The organism is Janthinobacterium sp. GW821-FHT03C08 (genome assembly GCF_059420905.1).
This window is the reverse complement of sequence record NZ_JBWKUP010000001.1, coordinates 221,439-240,096: the sequence shown is the minus strand read 5'-3', so window position 1 is coordinate 240,096 and position 18,658 is coordinate 221,439. Positions and strand designations below refer to the sequence as shown.

At 56.7% G+C, this 18,658-nt stretch carries 19 protein-coding genes and 1 tRNA gene; 17 read left to right on the top strand and 3 right to left on the bottom strand.

The window, feature by feature from the left end; genetic code table 11:
* Window positions 1-128: 128 nt before the first annotated feature.
* The gene (locus AC07VL_RS01090) at window positions 129-806 is read right to left on the bottom strand and encodes a hypothetical protein (RefSeq protein WP_494804228.1); all 678 of its coding nucleotides are present in this window, start codon (window positions 804-806) and stop codon (window positions 129-131) included.
* A gap of 160 nt (window positions 807-966) precedes the next feature.
* Between AC07VL_RS01090 and ybiB the strand changes: the two genes are divergently transcribed.
* The 8 genes from ybiB (at window position 967) to AC07VL_RS01050 (ending at window position 9,815) form a co-directional block, all read left to right on the top strand.
* Complete coding sequence (ybiB, locus tag AC07VL_RS01085; RefSeq protein WP_494804227.1) at window positions 967-1,959, top strand: DNA-binding protein YbiB; 993 nt, start codon at window positions 967-969, stop codon at window positions 1,957-1,959.
* Window positions 1,960-2,015: 56 nt separating this feature from the next.
* The gene (locus AC07VL_RS01080; RefSeq protein WP_494804226.1) at window positions 2,016-3,230 is read left to right on the top strand and encodes a BaiN/RdsA family NAD(P)/FAD-dependent oxidoreductase; all 1,215 of its coding nucleotides are present in this window, start codon (window positions 2,016-2,018) and stop codon (window positions 3,228-3,230) included.
* 150 nt (window positions 3,231-3,380) lie between these two features.
* Window positions 3,381-3,986, top strand: a complete 606-nt coding sequence (locus tag AC07VL_RS01075; RefSeq protein ID WP_494804225.1) for an FxDxF family PEP-CTERM protein — start codon at window positions 3,381-3,383, stop codon at window positions 3,984-3,986.
* A gap of 154 nt (window positions 3,987-4,140) precedes the next feature.
* Window positions 4,141-4,353 (top strand): 30S ribosomal protein S21, encoded by a 213-nt coding sequence (gene rpsU, locus AC07VL_RS01070; protein WP_008451879.1) that lies wholly within the window; start codon window positions 4,141-4,143, stop codon window positions 4,351-4,353.
* Window positions 4,354-4,544: 191 nt separating this feature from the next.
* The gene (locus AC07VL_RS01065; RefSeq protein WP_290603512.1) at window positions 4,545-4,997 is read left to right on the top strand and encodes a GatB/YqeY domain-containing protein; all 453 of its coding nucleotides are present in this window, start codon (window positions 4,545-4,547) and stop codon (window positions 4,995-4,997) included.
* Between the two features lie 128 nt (window positions 4,998-5,125).
* Window positions 5,126-6,922: a DNA primase gene (gene dnaG / locus AC07VL_RS01060; protein ID WP_494804224.1), complete on the top strand. Its 1,797-nt coding sequence runs from the start codon at window positions 5,126-5,128 to the stop codon at window positions 6,920-6,922.
* A 465-nt stretch (window positions 6,923-7,387) separates the two neighbouring features.
* Window positions 7,388-9,628, top strand: coding sequence for an RNA polymerase sigma factor RpoD (rpoD, locus tag AC07VL_RS01055; protein WP_494804223.1), 2,241 nt, complete (start codon window positions 7,388-7,390; stop codon window positions 9,626-9,628).
* Window positions 9,629-9,736: 108 nt separating this feature from the next.
* A tRNA-Ile gene (locus tag AC07VL_RS01050) sits at window positions 9,737-9,815 on the top strand.
* An 80-nt stretch (window positions 9,816-9,895) separates the two neighbouring features.
* Here AC07VL_RS01050 and AC07VL_RS01045 read toward each other — a convergent pair.
* Together AC07VL_RS01045 and AC07VL_RS01040 are read right to left on the bottom strand one after the other, a co-directional pair.
* Window positions 9,896-10,903 (bottom strand): phage integrase, encoded by a 1,008-nt coding sequence (locus tag AC07VL_RS01045; RefSeq protein WP_494804222.1) that lies wholly within the window; start codon window positions 10,901-10,903, stop codon window positions 9,896-9,898.
* Window positions 10,900-11,664: a hypothetical protein gene (locus AC07VL_RS01040; RefSeq protein ID WP_494804221.1), complete on the bottom strand. Its 765-nt coding sequence runs from the start codon at window positions 11,662-11,664 to the stop codon at window positions 10,900-10,902. The genes AC07VL_RS01045 and AC07VL_RS01040 overlap by 4 nt, the downstream gene beginning before the upstream one ends.
* A 98-nt stretch (window positions 11,665-11,762) precedes the next feature.
* Here AC07VL_RS01040 and AC07VL_RS01035 point away from each other — a divergent pair, with 98 nt between their 5' ends.
* The 9 genes from AC07VL_RS01035 to AC07VL_RS00995 all read left to right on the top strand — a co-directional run bounded on the left by AC07VL_RS01035 (window position 11,763) and on the right by AC07VL_RS00995 (window position 18,585).
* Window positions 11,763-11,981 (top strand): hypothetical protein, encoded by a 219-nt coding sequence (locus tag AC07VL_RS01035; protein ID WP_494804220.1) that lies wholly within the window; start codon window positions 11,763-11,765, stop codon window positions 11,979-11,981.
* A gap of 160 nt (window positions 11,982-12,141) precedes the next feature.
* Window positions 12,142-12,480: a hypothetical protein gene (locus AC07VL_RS01030; RefSeq protein ID WP_494804219.1), complete on the top strand. Its 339-nt coding sequence runs from the start codon at window positions 12,142-12,144 to the stop codon at window positions 12,478-12,480.
* Window positions 12,477-13,700 (top strand): protein rep, encoded by a 1,224-nt coding sequence (locus tag AC07VL_RS01025; protein WP_494804218.1) that lies wholly within the window; start codon window positions 12,477-12,479, stop codon window positions 13,698-13,700. The genes AC07VL_RS01030 and AC07VL_RS01025 overlap by 4 nt, the downstream gene beginning before the upstream one ends.
* 3 nt (window positions 13,701-13,703) lie before the next feature.
* Window positions 13,704-14,078 carry a hypothetical protein gene (locus AC07VL_RS01020; RefSeq protein WP_494804217.1) on the top strand — a complete coding sequence of 125 codons (375 nt, stop codon included), beginning with the start codon at window positions 13,704-13,706 and terminating at the stop codon, window positions 14,076-14,078.
* A 242-nt stretch (window positions 14,079-14,320) separates the two neighbouring features.
* Entirely contained in the window at window positions 14,321-14,545 is a 225-nt protein-coding gene (locus AC07VL_RS01015; RefSeq protein WP_494804216.1) for a major coat protein, read from the top strand.
* Between the two features lie 11 nt (window positions 14,546-14,556).
* Complete coding sequence (locus AC07VL_RS01010; RefSeq protein ID WP_494804215.1) at window positions 14,557-15,981, top strand: hypothetical protein; 1,425 nt, start codon at window positions 14,557-14,559, stop codon at window positions 15,979-15,981.
* 9 nt (window positions 15,982-15,990) lie between these two features.
* Complete coding sequence (locus AC07VL_RS01005; protein ID WP_494804214.1) at window positions 15,991-16,320, top strand: DUF5455 family protein; 330 nt, start codon at window positions 15,991-15,993, stop codon at window positions 16,318-16,320.
* 5 nt (window positions 16,321-16,325) lie between these two features.
* Window positions 16,326-17,339: a zonular occludens toxin domain-containing protein gene (locus tag AC07VL_RS01000; protein ID WP_494804213.1), complete on the top strand. Its 1,014-nt coding sequence runs from the start codon at window positions 16,326-16,328 to the stop codon at window positions 17,337-17,339.
* Window position 17,340: 1 nt separating this feature from the next.
* Window positions 17,341-18,585 (top strand): type II secretion system protein GspD, encoded by a 1,245-nt coding sequence (locus AC07VL_RS00995; protein ID WP_494804212.1) that lies wholly within the window; start codon window positions 17,341-17,343, stop codon window positions 18,583-18,585.
* Window positions 18,586-18,658 lie beyond the last annotated feature (73 nt).

The following is an 18,658-nucleotide window of genomic DNA, read 5'->3' as shown; positions in this document are numbered from 1 at the left end:
GCGTTCTTTAAGAGGCAATAGTGTAGCGGAAATGCGGCCTGGCGGCGGGAGGCGGGGAAAAACGGGTACTGCCGAGTTGTTTTTGAGACAGGTCTGCCCGGCGGCAGGCCTGCTGCGCCAGCGTTACGTCAACGGCCGCCGGCGATGCCGGCGGCAAACGTGTAGCGCGCGATACCCTGGTGGCTGCGCGCCAGTTCAGGCGGCCTGGGCAGGCCGGGATGGCGCCGCACGTGCGCAAGGATCGCCTGTTCGTGCTGGCGTATCTGCACGTCCAGGCAGGCGATCTGCTGGCGTAGTAATTGATGCAGCGCAATTTGTCCCGCATGGAAATGGCTTTCCAGGCGCGCCATTTCCTGCTTGCGCAGCTGCTGCACGGCATGCAGGCGGCGCAGCCACAGGCGCAGCTCATCGTAGGCGGGCGAAGGCGGTGTCCAGGGCGCGGGGCGGGCCGCCGCGCAATAATGGGCCAGCACCACGGCGCCGCGTGCCGCGCCATCGGGCAGGCCGCAGCCGCGCGCATAGGCTTCCAGCGCGCCTGGCTCGGCATCGCACACCAGCATGCCCATCCCGGCCAGCGCCCGGGCGGGCGCTACGCTGAAAGGCGCATCCAGGCGCAGGCAGACGCGCAAGCCCATGACGGGCACGTCGTTCCTTTGCAGCCAGCTGCGCAGCCAGCGGTAGCCGGCCAGGTCGTTTTCCAGCACCTTGCACAGCACCTCGCCGCCCGAGACCAGCACGGCCTTGAGCAGCAGCTTGCCCGTTTCGATGCCGACGAAGGCGGTTTCCTGTTTGATCGCGTGGTTCATGATGAGTCCTCCTGTGTACTGATATACGCAGGGGCGGACTGGCCGGATTCAGTGCGCAGGCACTTTTTGCGGGGAATATTTTGCGTGCAGACCGTTGCATTGTGGCATTTCGCCGCTGCCGGCCTGTCTGCACAGGGAAAAATCCGTGTAAGCTGGCGCCATGACTACTGTTTCCATACCCCATACCGACGTGGCCGGTGAGGCCTTTCCTGCCGCACGTTTCATCAAGGAAATAGGACGCGGCAAGAACGGTGCCCGCAGCATGACGCGCACCGATGCCCATGCCCTGTACCGCGCCATGCTCGAGGGCCGCGTGTCGGACCTGGAACTGGGCGGCATTTTGTTGTCGATGCGCATCAAAGGCGAGTCCGTCGAGGAAATCGCCGGCTTCCTCGACGCGGCCGAAGCGTCGTTCGTCCCGCTGGCCGCACCGGCCGGTGAGTTTGCTCCCATCATCATTCCCAGCTACAACGGCGCGCGCAAGATGGCCAACCTGACGGCCCTGCTGGCGCTGCTGCTGGCGCGCGCCGGCGCGCCCGTGCTCGTGCATGGCGTGACCAGCGACCCGGGCCGTATCACGACGGCCGAAGTGCTGGCCGCGCTGGGCGTGCCGGCCTCGCCGGACCATGCGCAGGCCGAGGCCGCCATGGCGCGCGGCGAAGCCGCCTTCCTGCCCATCGACGCGCTGGCACCGCGCCTGGCCTGGATGCTGTCCCTGCGCCGCGTGCTGGGCGTGCGCAATTCCACGCATACCCTGGTGAAAATCATGCAGCCGTTCGCCGGCCCGGCCCTGCGCCTCGTGTCGTACACGCACCAGGAATACCTGGAAATGCTCGGTGAATATTTCCTGATGGCATCGTCGCCCGCGCGCGGCGACGCCTTCCTGATGCGCGGCACGGAAGGGGAAACGGTGGCCAACGCCAACAAGGCGCAGCAGATCGACTGGTTTCATGCAGCGGAACGCACGCTGCTGGTGGAAAAGCAGGCGCTGGCGGAAGAGCCGCCGCACTTGCCTGCCGAGCGCGATGCGGCCACCACGGCGGCCTGGATTGCTGCCGTGCTGCGCGGCGAGGTGCCCGTGCCGCCGTCGATCGCCGCGCAGGTGGCGCAATGCCTGATGGCATCGCGGGAGATTGCAGCACGGCCGCGCTAGCCGCGTCGCCGCAGTTTACAATGGCGTCTTTGTAATCAGCGGTGACCGGAATTCTTATGGCAAAACAATTTGATGTGGCAGTGATCGGCGCGGGCGCGGCCGGCATGATGTGTGCGGCCGTGGCCGCCCAGCAGGGCAAGCGCGTGGTATTGATCGATCACGCGGCCAAGCTGGCCGAAAAGATCCGCATCTCGGGTGGCGGTCGTTGCAATTTCACTAATATTAACGCCGCCCCGCAAAATTTCCTCTCGGAAAATCCGCACTTCTGCAAGAGCGCGCTGTCGCGCTACACGCCGCAGGATTTCCTCGCACTGGTGAAAAAATACCGCATCGGCTACCACGAGAAGCACAAGGGCCAGCTGTTCTGCAATGAGTCGGCCGAGCAGATCATCGACATGCTCAAGGACGAGTGCGCCGCTGGCGGCGTGCACTGGCGCATGCCATGTAAGATCGACAATGTTGCGCAGCAGGACGATGGCGGCTTCGTGCTGCAGACGGACAGCGGCGACATCGAGACGGCCAGCATCGTCATCGCCACGGGCGGCCTGTCGATCCCGAAGATCGGCGCCACCGACTTTGCCTACCGCATCGCCAAACAATTCGACCTGGCGATGGTCGAACCGCGTCCGGCCCTGGTGCCGCTGACGTTCGACCCGGCCAGCTGGGCGCCGTTCGCGGAACTGTCCGGCATCGCCCTGGAAGTGGACGTGGAGACGGGCAGCCTGAAGGGTCGCAAGGCGACGGGCGCGCGTTTCCGCGAAGATTTGCTGTTCACGCACCGCGGCCTGTCCGGTCCGGCCATTTTGCAGATTTCCAGCTACTGGCTGCCGGGCACGCCCATCGTCCTCAACCTGCTGCCGGAAGTGGACGTGGCGCAGACCTTGATCGAAGGCAAGGGCACCTTGAAGAAGCAACTGGGCAATATCGTCGCCCAATGGCTGCCGCAGCGCCTGGCCGACTGCCTGCTGGCCGTCAACGGCCTGGCGCCGGACGCGCGCATCGCCGACATGCCCGACGCGCAACTGCGCAGGCTGGGCCAGGCCATCAATGCCTGGTCCATCGTGCCGAACGGCTCGGAAGGCTACCGCAAGGCGGAAGTGACGCGCGGCGGCATCGACACGCGCGAGCTGTCGCAGCAGACCATGATGGCCAATCAGGTGCCGGGCCTGTATTTCATCGGCGAATCGGTGGACGTGACGGGCTGGCTGGGCGGCTACAACTTCCAGTGGGCCTGGGCTTCCGGCGTGGCGGCAGGAATTGCTCTGCAGTAATAGTTAGTTGCTCGATGGCCTCAACGCGTGACTACCGGTAATAATGTTCTTGACTTCATTGAAACTGTATTGAATACTTGTCATGTAAATTGATATTTGGACATTTTGCATGTCAGATGGCAATTAAATGAACATTACCCTGGAGTCACCATGAAACGCCTGATCGCCGCCGCCGCAGTTGCCTTGCTCAGCACCAGCGCCTTTGCCAGCACCCCCGTGCTGAGCAATGGCGGTTTTGAAAACAATACCGTCGGTGGCGGCTACGTGTATGGCAACGTGGCGCCGGGCTGGAGCTTCACGGGCGGCGCCGGCGTGTCGGCCAGCTACACGGCCTGGAATGGCGTGGCGCAGGAGGGCAATGCATTTGCTTTCCTGCAAAACACGGCCGCGATCTCGCAAAGCTTCGTCAGTTCGGGCGCCGCCGATTACAGCTTCGCCTTCCACCTGGCGCTGCGTCCCGGCTATGACCAGGGCCAGGCCGTGACGGTCAGCCTGGACGGCACGCAGCTGGGGCAGTATGCTGTGACCAGCACGGGCTGGACCAGCTTCAATGTGAACGCGCTCAACATCGGCGCCGGCAACCATACCTTGAGCTTTGCCGGCATCAATCCGGGCAACGCGCGCGACACGTCGGCCTTCCTGGATGGTGTTAGCATGAACGTCAGCGCCGTGCCGGAACCGGGCACCTATGCCATGCTGCTCGCTGGCCTGGGCCTGCTGGGCTTCATGGCGCGCCGCCGCAAGCCGGCCGCCTGAGTGCCGCCGCCGTCCGGATGCGTGGTTTACGCCACAGCCGGGCGGCAATCTCAGGCTGCATGCCGCACGCAAGTGGGGAGGGGCTTCCCTTTCCGAATAAAAGCTGCTACTATCTATCTCTTCCTATACACCACCTCAACGGTTTGAATTTTACATGACCACTATTCGCCTTAAAGAAAACGAGCCGTTCGAAGTCGCAATGCGTCGCTTCAAACGCACCATCGAAAAAACTGGTCTGCTGACCGAATTGCGCGCTCGCGAATTCTACGAAAAGCCAACGGCTGAGCGCAAGCGCAAGCTGGCAGCTGCTGTCAAGCGTCATTACAAACGCATCCGCAGCCAACAACTGCCGAAAAAATTATTCTAAGACTGTTCAATCAGAACCAACCCGGGTAGTACGGCGCATTCTTCGCCACGGGTTTTGTTTTGATTCGCCTGGGGTTATACTTCAGATGAGTCGCATACCCGCTCCGGTTCGCCGCAGCGGGTTTTCGCTTTTGTGGCCTGCTTATCTGGTTGCGCACAAGCATCGAACTACACTGACCAACGAGGATTGCCATGAGCTTGAAAGAACAAATTACCGAAGACATGAAAAACGCCATGCGCGCCAAGGATGCGGGCAAGCTGGGCACGGTTCGCCTGTTGCTGGCGGAAATCAAGCGCAAGGAAGTCGATGAGCGCATCGAATTGACGGATGCCCATGTGACGGCCATCGTGGAAAAGATGATCAAGCAGCGCAAGGATTCGATCACCCAGTTCGAGGCGGGTGGCCGCGCCGACCTGGCCGACATCGAAAAAGCCGAGCTGGTGCACCTGATCGGCTACATGCCTGCCGGACTGTCGGATGAGGAAGTGGCGGCCGAAGTGGCTGCCGCCGTGGCCGCTTCTGGCGCCACCGGTCCGCAGGACATGGGCAAGGTCATGGCCATCGTCAAGCCGAAGCTGGCGGGACGCGCCGACATGGCCGTGGTGTCGGCCCTGATCAAGAAGTCCTTGACGCCGGCTGCCTAAGCCCCATATCAGTACCCTGGCTGCCGGCCCACGCCGGCAGCCGCTCCCTCGCCCACACGTTGACCTGGCTCAACATCAGGCCACGTGCGGTAGTATAGTCTGACCTATAACAAGACCCGCCCTAGCCAGTGATACCTCAATCCTTCATTTCCGATTTGCTCAACCGCGTCGATATCGTCGATGTCGTGGGCCGCTATGTGCAGCTGAAAAAAGGCGGCGCCAATTTCATGGGCCTGTGCCCGTTCCACAGTGAAAAGTCGCCCAGCTTTACCGTCAGCCCCACCAAGCAGTTCTATCACTGCTTCGGCTGCGGCGCGCATGGCACCTCGATCGGCTTCCTGATCGAGTACTCGGGCATGGGCTTTGTCGACGCCGTCAAGGACCTGGCGCAGAACGTGGGCATGGTCGTGCCGGAAGCGGACGACAGGATCCCGCCGGCCCAGCGCGCGCAGATCCAGGCGCAGAGCCTGGCCCTGTCCGACGCCATGACGCAGGCCTGCGATTACTACCGGGGCCAGCTGCGCCACGCGCCGGAAGCCATCGCCTACCTCAAGAACCGGGGCTTGACGGGCGAAGTGGCCGCTCGCTTCGGCATGGGTTTTGCGCCCGGTGGCTGGGACAACCTGCGTTCCGTCTTTCCCGACTACGACGTGGTGGCCCTGGCCGAGGCCGGTCTCGTGATCGACAAGGTCGATGAGGAAGGCAATAACCGCAAGCGCTACGACCGTTTCCGCGAGCGCATCATGTTTCCGATTCGCAATACAAAGGGCCAGGTCATCGCCTTTGGCGGCCGCGTGCTCGACCATGGCGAACCGAAATACCTGAATTCGCCGGAAACGCCCTTGTTTTCCAAGGGATTCGAACTATATGGGCTGTTCGAGGCGCGTCAGGCCATCCGCGACGCCGGCTACGTGCTGGTGACGGAAGGCTATATGGACGTGGTGGCGCTGGCGCAGATGGGTTTCCCGCAAGCGGTGGCTACGCTGGGCACGGCGTGCACGCCCACCCACGTGCAAAAACTGCTGCGCCAGAGCGATAACGTGATTTTCAGCTTCGACGGCGACAAGGCCGGCCGCCGCGCCGCCCGCCGCGCGCTGGAAGCGAGCCTGGCCCACGTCTCGGACAACAAGACCATCAAGTTCCTGTTCCTGCCGTCGGAACACGATCCGGACAGCTATATCCGCGCATTCGGCGCCGAGGGTTTTGAGCAGCAAGTGCATGAAGCCATGCCGCTGTCGCAGTTCCTGCTGAAAGAAGTGTCGGGCGAGCATGATCTGTCGGAACCGGAAGGGCGCGCCCGCGTGCAGTTCGACGCCAAGCCCCTGCTGCAGCTGATGGCGCCGTCATCCTTGCGCCTGCAGATCGTGCGGGGCCTGGCGCAGCTGACGCAGTCCACGCCGGCCGAGATCGAAGCCCTGTTCGAGCTGGCGAAACCCGTTGCCGTGGCGCATCGCGCGCCGCCGAAGTCGGGCCGTCCCGTGCCCGTGGGTCTGGAATTGAAGATCATGCGCATGCTGGTGGCGCATCCGCCGTTGACCCTGCGCATCGACGAGGCGGCCCTGACCGCCTTCCAGCACCTGGGGCCGGACGCGGCGCACAGCCTGGGGCAGTTGGTGGCCGTGGGCCAGGCGCTGGGCGAGCATGGTAGTTTTGCCGCGCTGGCGCAGCAATTGAAGGAACTGGGCAGCGAATATGACGAGATCATCGGCGAAATCGCGGCCGGCACGGAATCCGATTACGACAGCGAATTGTCGTGGCTGGTGAGCACCATCCGCGAGATCAAATTGAATGCCTTGAAGGCGGAATTGCAGCAATTGTTTGCGTCGGGTTTGCCATCGGAGAAAATTGGTGTACGCTACCGCGAAATCATGCAGGAGCAAGGGGAGCTGGAACGCCAGCGAGATGCCGAGTTGGTGAATCGCTAATCTTGTCCTGAGGGTATGGCACGCACTGGAAAAACATTTTTCGCGTGCTATAATTAAATGCTAAGTATTGTGTGCTTTGGCAAGCTAGTTCTGTTTCGTAAATAGTATTTGTTTTCAGTAAGTTAGGCTCTTGATCGGCGCGGAAGAGCGCGTCGGCAGCCAGGGCCAACTGGCGTTTTCAGCGTGGCAAGCAAGGCTTGCAGACGCTGGCAAGCCGCGCCAGGCTCTCGCTCCCAACGCGGTCGGATGCAGCATTTTCTGCCGGCACGGCTGGCGACAGTCGGTGGACAGGAAGTGTTGCGGTTCCCGCGGATCGTGGCCGATGAGGTGTAAGTAACGTAACAGTGTCGAACCTGGGTTGTCGGCAGGTTCGAAGATGGTGGTTCCCGCAGGTAGACCGGGAACTGGCAGCAAACTTTATCCTAATCCACCGTAAAGCAAGTCGTTGTGTAATCGAAAGCGCCTGTGCCAATCAAGAAACCCGAATCCAAAGCGGCTGCAAAGCCCACTAAAGTTACCACGAAAGCCGAAAAGGCGCTCGACCGGCCCGAAGCGCGCGTGACCAGCGCGCCGCCTGTGGTCAGCCAGACGACCGACGCCGCCACCCTGGCGGCCATCGATACGTCCGGTTATGTCTTGCCTTCGGTAAAAGTGCCAGGCCGCCGCGGCCGCAAGCCAAAAGAATTCCAGCCAGAAAATGATGAAGTCGCCGCGCTGAATGCCGTCGAGCGGGCCGAACTGAAGGCCGTCGACAAGGCCAAGGCCAAGGACCGCAAGGCGAAGGAGCGCGCGCTGCTGAAGGATGCCTTCTCGTCCGACACGGAAGCGAGCGAGGAAGAACTCGAGCGCCGGCGCCAGAAACTCAAGACCCTGATCAAGTTCGGCAAGGAACGCGGTTTCCTGACGTATGCGGAAATCAACGATCACTTGCCCGAAAACATAGTCGATCCGGAAGCCATCGAAGGCATCATCGGTACCTTCAATGACATGGGCATCGCCGTCTACGAGCACGCGCCCGATGCGGAAACGCTGTTGCTGTCCGATAACGTTGCCGTCGTCACCAGCGACGACGAGGCGGAAGCGGCGGCCGAGGCCGCATTGTCGACCGTCGACTCCGACTTTGGCCGCACCACCGACCCCGTGCGCATGTATATGCGCGAGATGGGCTCGGTCGAGCTGCTGACGCGCGAAGGCGAGATCGAGATTGCCAAGCGCATCGAAGATGGCTTGAAAGACATGATCCAGGCCATTTCCGCCTGTCCCGTGACGATCGCCGAAATCATCGCCGCCGCCGACCGCATCGCCAACGAAGAGATCAAGATCGACGAAATCGTCGACGGCCTCGTCGATGAGAACGAACCGGTCGCCGCCCCTGTCGTGGCCGCCCCCGTGGAAGAAGAAGAGGAAGAGGCGGAAGCGGAAGAAGAGGAAGAGGAAGAAGAGGAAGAGGCGAGCGCGTCTGGCGCCGCCGGCTTCTCCGCGGAGCAGCTGGAAACCCTGAAACGCACGGCGCTGGAAAAATTCGCCGTCATTTCGCAGCAGTTCGACAAGATGCGCCGCGCCTTCGAGAAGGAAGGCTACAACTCGAAACCCTACGCCAAGGCGCAGGAAGCCATTTCGCAAGAATTGCTGGGCATCCGCTTCACGGCCAAGGTGGTGGAAAAGCTGTGCGACACCCTGCGCGGCCAGGTCGACGAAGTGCGCCATATCGAGAAGCAGATCCTCGACGTGGCCGTGAACCGCTGCGGCATGCCGCGCGCCCACTTCATCAAGGTCTTCCCGGGCAATGAAACCAACCTCGATTGGGTCGATGGCGAAGTCAACGCAGGACACGCCTACAGCGCCATCCTGGGCCGCAACATTCCGACCGTCAAGGAACTGCAGCAGCGCCTGATCGACTTGCAGGCGAGGGTCGTGCTGCCGCTGCCGGACTTGCGCAACATCAACCGCCAGATGGCGGCCGGTGAAATGAAGGCGCGCAAGGCCAAGCGCGAAATGACGGAGGCTAACTTGCGCCTGGTCATTTCGATCGCCAAGAAATACACGAACCGCGGCCTGCAATTCCTCGACCTGATCCAGGAAGGCAATATTGGCCTGATGAAGGCCGTCGACAAGTTCGAGTACCGCCGCGGCTACAAGTTCTCCACGTATGCGACGTGGTGGATCCGTCAGGCTATCACGCGCTCGATCGCCGACCAGGCGCGCACGATCCGCATTCCCGTGCACATGATCGAGACGATCAACAAGATGAACCGGATTTCCCGCCAGATCCTGCAGGAAACGGGCGCGGAACCCGATCCGGCGACTCTGGCGATCAAGATGGAGATGCCCGAGGACAAGATCCGCAAGATCATGAAAATCGCCAAGGAACCGATCTCGATGGAAACGCCGATCGGCGACGATGACGATTCCCACCTGGGCGACTTCATCGAGGACAACAACACCCTGGCGCCGGCCGACGCGGCCTTGCACGCTTCCATGCGCGGCGTGGTCAAGGACGTGCTGGACTCCTTGACGCCACGCGAAGCGAAAGTGCTGCGCATGCGTTTCGGCATCGAGATGTCCACCGACCACACCCTGGAAGAAGTGGGCAAGCAATTCGACGTGACGCGCGAGCGCATCCGCCAGATCGAAGCGAAGGCGCTGCGCAAGCTGCGCCACCCATCGCGCTCCGACAAGCTGAAAAGCTTCTTGGAAGGCAACTAGAAGCCAATAGGGCTTGACGTGCGCCCCTGATACCCCTATCCTCGCGTGTCCGTTTCCAAAACGGCCGCGCGAGGCGGGCATCAATAGCGCCGCCACGCTACAGTCCCCGGGCCTCTAGCTCATGCTTGGTTAGAGCAGCGGACTCATAATCCGTTGGTGCCGTGTTCGACTCACGGGAGGCCCACCAAAATTACTATTAAAAACAAGGGGTTGCGCGATTGCGTAGCCCCTTTTTTTATTCTGTTTCGGTAAAGGTTCAACGGAAGTTCAACCGTGATTGAGCCTTGCTAGTGGATTGAGGTGCCGTGTCTCCTGCAGGTGCTCAGGTGACAGGTGGGCGTATCGCATTGTCATTGTCAAACTGTGATGCCCCAGGACCTTCTGTAGAGCTAGGATGTTGCCACCATTCATCATGAAGTGACTCGCAAACGTGTGCCGCAAAATATGCGTGAGTTGGCCCACAGAGAGCTTAAGCTTAGCCTGAGTCAGCGCTTCTCGAAATGCAGAATAGGCAGTGGTGAAAAATCGCTCGCCATCTCCGGCGATCCCGTGATGGGTCTTTAATGATTTTTCGAGTTCATCTGTAATTGGAACTGCCCGTGCTTTGCTCGACTTTGTTTGCACGAACTGAATCAGGCCATTTCGAACTTGGGTTAAGCGTAAGCTTTCTGCTTCTCCCCAGCGTGCGCCAGTCGCTAGGCATACCTTAGCCACAAGTGAGACATGTGCATTTCTAGATTTATCAAGTTGCGTTAGTAGCGTGACTATTTGCCCCTGCTCCAAGTACGACAGTTCTTTTTCCTGAATTTTGAAGGCACGTAGTTTGGTCAGCGGGTTCTCTTTCTTCCAATGGCCTAGTCTGATCGTTTCGTTGAATACAGCCCTTAGGTAAGCTTGCTCACGGTTCATGGTGTTAGCGGTAATGCCGGCGTCCATGCGCTTCATCCGATATTCAGCAAATTGATCGGGCGTAAATTGATCGGCTCGGGGATTCCCCATCGCTTCACACATTGCGAGCAATATGCGCTTCCGTCCTGCTCCATCCTTTAGACCGGTCCCGTGGTGCTGGTGCCATACGTCGATGAGATCAGAAAGTCGTCGTGCATCTTTTTTTGGTGGCGCCCACTCTGGGGCTTCTTGCACCTTTGCCTGTATGTGTCGCTCCCAGGCGATTGCTTCTGCCTTGCTTGGGAATGTTTTCTTGACCCTTTTTCCTGCCCGTCCGCCAGGTTGAACATTGACCTGCCAGCCTGTCTTAACTTGTTTTATCGTCATTTCGTTTCATCTTTTGGTCGATAAAAAAGCTCCCACGAACTCTGGTGCTTTGTTCTCGGGTCTATCCCAGGGATACGCTGTTTTTGCTCCTCATTGGACTCTGTAGGCTGAGAACCATTGAACGCAGCTTCAGAGGGGGCAGAGCGAATTTTTTGTAGCACTTCCGAATGTTCGATCTCTCGAGCATTCCAGAGTTCCTGCAGGTCTGAATATTCTTGTGAGGCTGCAAGTTTGTATGCAGTATCTGAGAGAGCACTGTCCCACCAGTGTGCAAGCGGCCGTGTACGTTCAGCAGCATACATCCGTTCCTTTTCATCCTCAGTATTGACTTGACTGGCATCGAAAAGGGCTTTGAATAGTGCAATTTGTGCTCTAAAAAAATCTCCGCTGTACGAGCTTGTACGGAATGGACGTTCCGGAAAAGTTTGTGCATTAATCGGCGCAACATGTCCGTTTATTGCGTCCGTGATGCCAGTGGCAAGCCAAAATGCATGCTCAGGAAAAATCCGCGCAAGTGCTTCAAGCATGTCAGACGTTACTCGTTGCTTGCGTCCATAGACAGTGCGCCAACGTTTTGATGTGATGCCAGTGTATTCCCCCAATCTCTCCCAAAACCCATGCCCGCCAAACTTTCTGCCGGGATCGTAGCCTATCCATGACTTCACTCCTTCTGGCAGAACGATCGGTTTGGCATTGAGCTCTGCAGCGCTGGCTTTATCTCTTAGTAAAATTATAACTCTATCTTCGATTGTGGTTGACATAGTTATCCAATAAGTGTCTAATATCAAAAAAAACGCATTTGTCTAAAATTAGGACAAATGAGATCGCAAGTCAAACTGCTTTATAGAGGATTGTTATTGTGGATGCATCCAAAGCTGTTGTCACCCATTCGTTATCTAACAATGCGTCGCCGTTGGTGAGCAGAGAGCGGTTCGCAGAGATGGTGGGCTTGCCGATTGGCGTTGTTGTTGGCTTTATAAATCGTGGTTATTTGCCAACAATTTCTATTGGGAAATATTCGTTAGTAAATGTAGCTGCGCTTCAACGCAGCTGTGTTGAGAAGGAATTTTCTCTGTGAGAGGTCCGAAGACTTTAGCTGAGCGACTTGCGTGGATGGCGGAGAACCTCCCTGGCTTTCTTGAAGAACTTGAAGCAGTTGACCGTGTGGCGCGCCGAACTGCTTCGGCACGCTATACGCCTCGTGACGTAGAGCCGGTTGATCCTGTGGAAGTCGGCGAATGAAGCTGCGCGCCGATGTATACACGCTTGATCTGTTTGCTTCTCATCCGGTTGTTGCCGCTGAGCCATTTGTTTTGTCGGATGTGATGGCACGGCTTGGAGCCCATTTGGCGATCGACAGATTGATGTGGTGGTCTCATCCGGATCGTGAATTGCTACGTGGCGACTCTCAATGGAGCACCGTTTTCCTTCATTTGCGCGCTGCTGCGCCACGCACGCAGACGTTGGCTGAGGACGCCGGCCGCTCTGCGGCTGGTGGCCTTAGCCAACGTGCAGCAGCGCCTCTTGGTATATATGGCGAAAACGCCGTCACCTTTGACGAAAAAACTGCTCAATGATCGACGAGAAAGATACCTCGTCGCTCAGATTGCCAGATGGATTTGGCATTGAAGTAGACCTTCAGTCTGGAGAGGTTCGAAAGCAAATAGGCCCAGGCTCCTATGAAGTCGATCATTTTGAGGCGGTTGCTACAAGCTACCTTCTCCGATCCGCAGCGCGCAAACTTCTTTCGCGTTTTCGTTGGATTAAAGGGGCTGGGATGGAGGTTCCGGCCTACCGCGTGGTGAGGTGCGGCGTTGCTGTTCTTGACCAGAAGAAGGGCGTTGCTATCTATCGCGCATTGGCACATCGACGCGCTCACTATGGCGGAATAGTCCAGTGCGGAAGTGTTTGGCATTGCCCGGTATGTGCAAGGAAGATCGCTGTAAGACGGCGAGCCGAATTGGTCATTGCAACGAATCGCATGAATGAGAGCGGTGGAGTATGCGGGCTTTTAACTTGCACCATACCGCATGCTGCAAGTGATCGCTGTATTGACGTACTTGAGCGATTGCAGCGCCTCTTTGATCGTCTTAATTCAGGAAAATCAGCAAAGGTTTTCCGTGAAAAATTTTCTGTTGTCGGACAAATCCGAGCTTTGGAATTTACTAAGGGGCTGAATGGGTGGCACCCCCATGTTCATAGTCTACTTTTTTGCGACCAACCGCTGTCCTGGACCGAGGTCGGTGATGCACTTTGGTCACGTTGGGCGGCAGCCGCCCGCAAAGAGTATGGCTGGGAACTTCCTCGTCTCGCACTAGATGTACGCGGGGGGAACGCTGCAGGTGAGTACATCGGCAAATGGGGGCTGGAGTATGAACTTGCCGGCGGGGCCTTGAAGTCGGGCAGAGGCGACTCACAAACACCTTTTGGTTTACTTGGGCAGTACGGCGCAGGAGACAAGAGTGCAGGGGAGGCATGGGTCGAGTATGCCACTGCTGTGTCCCGCATGGGCGAGGGGCGTATCCATAGCAATCGCCAGCTTGTTTGGTCTCCGGGTCTAAAAGGCCGTTTTCAGATTTCTGATTTGTCAGATGAGGAAATCGCTGAGCAGCAGCAAGAGCCTGCAGTGCTGCTTGGTTCACTTAATTTTGAGCAGTGGCTCAAAGTGCTGGGGCAATCATTCGATGCTCGGGTTGTTCTTCTACAGATTGCGAGTGTCGGTACCTTTGATGACGTTCTTTCTTTTATAAATTCTCTTCCTGATGTTCAGGATAAATCCTATTTTCCACGGAGTTAAATTATGTCTCTTTTCCTCGCAAATAGCCGCTTTACGAAGCGTACTTATCTGATGAATGCATACGCTTCCAAAGGCGTGATTAAAGAAAGTGGTCAAGCCTACGATGCAACTCACCTATGGCTCATGGCACCACATAAAAACCCTGGTGGTACGTTCGGCCTTGGCTACGAAGCGGTTAAATGGGGAGATTCTTCGAACTATGACCGCATCAGCCATATCAATCTCTTGTCAACCGGGCCGGTCGAAGTAGAGGTGGAAATTGAAGAAGTGATGCAAGGTACTGGTGACAAAGAGAAAAAAATTACGGTAGTTCACAACGTCCGTTTCATTCAGCCTTCAGACAAGGCAGAAGGTTCCGCAGGCCGCAAAACTGCGTAAGCGCTTTCTATTCCATATGTGATACGGAGGCACCATGCTTTCTGATTACCCGATGCAGGATATCGCGTTGGTCGTGTCATGCATAGTTATCTGGGCACTTGGCTTTCAGGCCGGGTTGAGTCTCAAATGACCGTGCAGGATGCAATTGAATTGGGCGGTTTATTGCTCGCCGTCTATGCCGGTGGTTTTAGTTGCGGCTTTATTGTCAACTATTTTCGCAGGTTTCTTGAGCAAATTTAAATATGGATGATTTTCAAATGAAAAACAAATTGATCGCTGGTTTTGTTGTGTTGATTGCCGCGGCTGGCTCTGCAATGGCTGAAATACCTGCTTCGGTTGCGACTACGGTTGCATCGATTTCCGCTGATGGCAAGAGCATGTTCGACGCCGTGTTTCCGGTGGTCGGCGTCGTCCTCGGTCTGACCGTGGTAATCAAGCTGTTCAAGCGCTTCACTGCTAAAATCTAAGGTATCTCATCATGCGCGTGCCACTGTTCAGCAAAAAAAGGCTAGCAGCCCTAGTCCTTTGTTTCGTTTTCGTCGCTCCATTGGCGCATGCGATTCTTCCGGCTTTCGCTGCTGCTTGGCTCATCAGTGGCACCAATATGCTTATTACCGATCTCGTCATGGCACAACTTGGCGTGATCAGCGGTTGGCTCTGGTACGAGTGCAATGGCTTCACGTCGCTCAATGCGTGCAAGGCTACAACGCCTGCCATCGACCCCACCGCCGTAGACAATGCCTTTGGCAAGAAACCCATTGTAGTTAAGCTCAACCCTGATGCCACTCGCAAGAATCCTGATGCTAAAGTCTTCAATGATCCGTCAGGCGGATCTCGTGATGTGACGCCCAAAAATGCCATTGCACAGAATTCGCTCTATTCGCCTGCATCGGGTGGATGGAACGCAGATGCAATGATGTACCAGAGCATGGATAATCCCGTCGCTACCTATGGTACGCCCAGCGGGGCTACGGTGCAAAAAATCACATATCTCACTCCTTCCAGTAAGGCCGCACCGGGCACACCTTACACGGTTTACATGACCTGGACCTTCACATCGGGGGCTCAGCAGGGCAAGTCATATACGTTATATTCCAAGTCGGAGACCGTTCCTTACACCTGCCCGGCTGGGTACACACTATCCTCCGGAGCTTGCAATTTGACGGCGCCAGCTGATGTCAAGAAACCCTCTACGACAACATGCGAAGTGCTTTATAGCGCTGGAACGCAGACCTTTGATTTCGACGCTGCCAACCCAAACTGTGATGGCCTTAAAGAATCCCTCACTTCCAATGGTGGTCTCAATTCTCCATCATCGGCTACTGGCGAGAAGATGAGTGCCAAGCCCACGGCTAATGGCGGATTCAATATTTGTCAGACACAGCCGGATGGGGCCTGGAAGTGCGTCCAGACTGGTTCTTATAACCCCGGCATTGGTGGCTATCCTGGCCAGACTACCACTAGTGGCACAGGTGGCATTCCTGGTGATATTGGAGGCGGTAGTGGGACTGGCACTGGCACCGGCACTGGCACCGGCACCGGCACCGGCACATCTTCTGGCGGCTCATGTGGTGGGACATCGCAGGTCAAGTGCGGAATTGACGATTCTGGCCTCGATGGAAAGACGGCTAACACCGATACTTCAATTGCAAACGTTCAGGCTGCACATGATGGCGTTCTCGGTGCGATCCAGTCGCACATGCCCACGCCGTTTAGCTGGAACTGGGTTATCCCTATCCAGCCTGTTGCATGTAGCTCTCTGTCGTACAACGTTCTCGGCATGGCTTTCGTCATTGAGTGGTGTAAGTACATACCTATGATGCAGCAGGCAATATCGTTCCTCGCTTACTGTTTCACAGCCTTGCATTTGTTCAAAATCGTCACGCGGCCAGCTCGTCGCTAAGGGGTAATTATGCAGTTTTTTGGCAGTTTCTTTATTGGTCTTCTTGGCAGTCTTTTCGAGTTCTTCGTTAAGTATCTTGGCAAGCGGCTTTCGCTTGTCATAGCGCTTATTACTTTTCTCGGTGGATTGGCAGCAGCTTTTTTCACTGCCATCTTTGCCCTCATAACAACCGTTCAATATGCGATCAGTGACTATTCAATCTCATTCGCCATTGCTGTGCTCTGGCCCGTGCATGTTTCCGTTTGCATATCCGTCATTTTCAGCGCGGAGATAACTCGGTGGGTGTATGACCGCTCCACTTTCTATGTGGGACTTTTCTGGGAATCCGCAGGACGCTAACCACTATGGCCTTCTATATTGTTACAGGTAAGCTCGGAAGCGGTAAGAGCTTGGTATGCGTTTCGAAGATCAAGGAAGCGCTGCTGAATGGTCGTCGGGTCGCCACGAACCTTGATATCTTTGTTGAGAAAATGCTGCCGGTAGACTGTCGCCGAATTTCGCTCACACGTCTTCCTGATTTACCCTCGCTTGCTGATCTCGATGCGCTTGGGCGTGGCTCGGAATCATTTGCTGATGAGGATAAATTCGGCATGATCGTGCTCGATGAGGGATCGGGCAGTTTCAATGCCCGTGAGTGGGCTGACAAGTCCCGGCAGGGGATGATCGACTGGCTCAAGCATGCTCGCAAGCTTCGCTGGCACGTGTACATCATCGTCCAAACTGAGGGCATGCTCGACAAGCAGATACGCGACGCCTTCGGGGAACATCTTGTCACCTGCAAGCGGATGGATCGGCTTGCTATCCCTGTTGTTGGGCTTCTTGGCAAGCTTGCCGGTTTCAATATTCGACCGCCTAAAGTTCATGTCGGTATTGTTCGGTACGGCCTTAGCCAGCGCGATCCCGTCGTTGATCGCTGGTTCTTCCGTGGCACTGGGCTGTACAAGGCATACGACACTGAACAGAAATTCGATGCCGCTACGTCGCCTGGACGATTCTCGTATTTGGCCCCTTACTCTCTCGTGGGACATTCAATGAACAAATTCCAAATAGCGAAAGCCATTGCAGCCACTTACGTCGGGTCTGCTCTTGTCCTTGGCGCTTTGTTCAGCTGGTCGGCTAGTTGGTGGCTCTATAAGGGCAGTCAAAATGATCTTATCAAGCATGGCTCTGCCACGTTGAACCAGTTCAAAGCAGGTGACGTTGACAACTCGATTTCGATCGATGGCGTCATGTTTATCGATAACGTTGTTGTCGCGTACCTCAGCGATGGCAGGGTGATGCGTACTACCGACTTCGCGAGGGACGATGGAGGCATTCGTGTCAAGGTCGGCTCAAAATGGATTTACAAAAAGGACTGACGTGAAAAATTTCATCGTGGCCGCTATATTCACTATGACCGCTTTGTCGGTCACCGCCAAGCCCATCGCTTTTAACTTCTCCAAGGTGGACCTTAATAAATTTCTCGACGCAACCTATGGCGAGGTACTTCACAAGAATTACGTTCAGACGCCAGAGCTGATGGCTCAGGGCAAGAAGGTGTCGGTTCGTATTTCTGTCGAGGAATCTGAATTGTTGCCCTTCCTCGTCGGTTTTCTCGATCAGCTTGGAGTGGAGCAGCGTGAGACCGGCGGTGTTGTCTACCTCGCTCCTAAGTCGCTAGCGGCCCCGCAGGCGCTGCAAGGTATCTCGGCACCCGTTATGCCAGTGGGCCTTAATTCTCCGCTTCCGGTAGCGTTTGGTGGCCTGCAACCAGTATCCACTGCTCTTCTTGTTAGAAAAGATTACGAGGTCTACACGCCGGTAGCGCGTACTGGGGAGTTCATCTGTGCGTTTGTTGGCGCTATGTTTTCACCAGGTGCCTGCCACGTTTCCGGTCCTGTGGTCGTCTTCAAGCTTGATACTGAGGATATGGACAAGCTACATTCGCTTCTTGAGAAAATCGATACCGTCGCCGGTCGCGTTAAGATCAATGCCACCTTTGTGGAAGTGACTAGCACCGGCCGAGACGGTTTTGGTATGTCCGTCCTTGCCAACGTCCTCGGTTCGCAACTTGGTGTCACTCTTGGGACGCCATCTTCGGCAGCTGCCATCTCGCTCAAGGGTGCGAATTTTTCGGCGGTTATTGATGCCATCAAGCGTGACAGTCGATTCAAGCAGATCGCTGCCCCTTCCGGCACTGTTTATTCGGGTGAGCGATTCAGCATCACTACCGGTGAGGATGTTCCGACCCTGGGTGACATTCAGCTAGATAACAAGGGCAACACTTCTCAAGCGGTCGTTTATCGTCCATCAGGTGTTATCCTCGATGTCGTTCCTCGCGTCGTGCGTGGCCCGGTCGGATCACGTGTTGAGGCCGTCATTAAAGCGCAGGTGTCTTCGTTTGTTGCTACGACCAACGGTGTCAACGGGAGTCCTACTCTCAGCAAGCGTGAGGTTCAAACTGTCCAGTTGCTTGACGATGGAGAGGTCGTTGTACTAGGTGGCCTTAACTCATCCAAGACTACACATACCAAGGCTACCCTGTTCGGATTTCCGTTTGGACACGGGGATCAGTCCGATTCTACGGAGTTGATGTTAATCCTGGCAGCGTCAGTAGATCGATAATTTAGCCATGAAGTATTTTGAAATAAACTGACATTCAGAGAAATTGTTTGAAATTTAACTAAATACTGTGCAA

Coding starts and splice junctions, on each gene's coding strand:
- AC07VL_RS01005 (WP_494804214.1), top strand. CDS start 15,991: ATGCAGTTTTTTGGCAGTTTCTTTATTGGTCTTCTTGGCAGTCTTTTC.
- AC07VL_RS01015 (WP_494804216.1), top strand. CDS start 14,321: ATGGATGATTTTCAAATGAAAAACAAATTGATCGCTGGTTTTGTTGTG.
- AC07VL_RS01000 (WP_494804213.1), top strand. CDS start 16,326: ATGGCCTTCTATATTGTTACAGGTAAGCTCGGAAGCGGTAAGAGCTTG.
- AC07VL_RS01090 (WP_494804228.1), bottom strand. CDS start 806: ATGAACCACGCGATCAAACAGGAAACCGCCTTCGTCGGCATCGAAACG.
- rpsU (WP_008451879.1), top strand. CDS start 4,141: ATGACCACTATTCGCCTTAAAGAAAACGAGCCGTTCGAAGTCGCAATG.
- ybiB (WP_494804227.1), top strand. CDS start 967: ATGACTACTGTTTCCATACCCCATACCGACGTGGCCGGTGAGGCCTTT.
- AC07VL_RS01030 (WP_494804219.1), top strand. CDS start 12,142: ATGAAGCTGCGCGCCGATGTATACACGCTTGATCTGTTTGCTTCTCAT.
- AC07VL_RS01080 (WP_494804226.1), top strand. CDS start 2,016: ATGGCAAAACAATTTGATGTGGCAGTGATCGGCGCGGGCGCGGCCGGC.
- AC07VL_RS01025 (WP_494804218.1), top strand. CDS start 12,477: ATGATCGACGAGAAAGATACCTCGTCGCTCAGATTGCCAGATGGATTT.
- AC07VL_RS01075 (WP_494804225.1), top strand. CDS start 3,381: ATGAAACGCCTGATCGCCGCCGCCGCAGTTGCCTTGCTCAGCACCAGC.
- AC07VL_RS01040 (WP_494804221.1), bottom strand. CDS start 11,664: ATGTCAACCACAATCGAAGATAGAGTTATAATTTTACTAAGAGATAAA.
- AC07VL_RS01065 (WP_290603512.1), top strand. CDS start 4,545: ATGAGCTTGAAAGAACAAATTACCGAAGACATGAAAAACGCCATGCGC.
- AC07VL_RS01020 (WP_494804217.1), top strand. CDS start 13,704: ATGTCTCTTTTCCTCGCAAATAGCCGCTTTACGAAGCGTACTTATCTG.
- AC07VL_RS01010 (WP_494804215.1), top strand. CDS start 14,557: ATGCGCGTGCCACTGTTCAGCAAAAAAAGGCTAGCAGCCCTAGTCCTT.
- AC07VL_RS01045 (WP_494804222.1), bottom strand. CDS start 10,903: ATGACGATAAAACAAGTTAAGACAGGCTGGCAGGTCAATGTTCAACCT.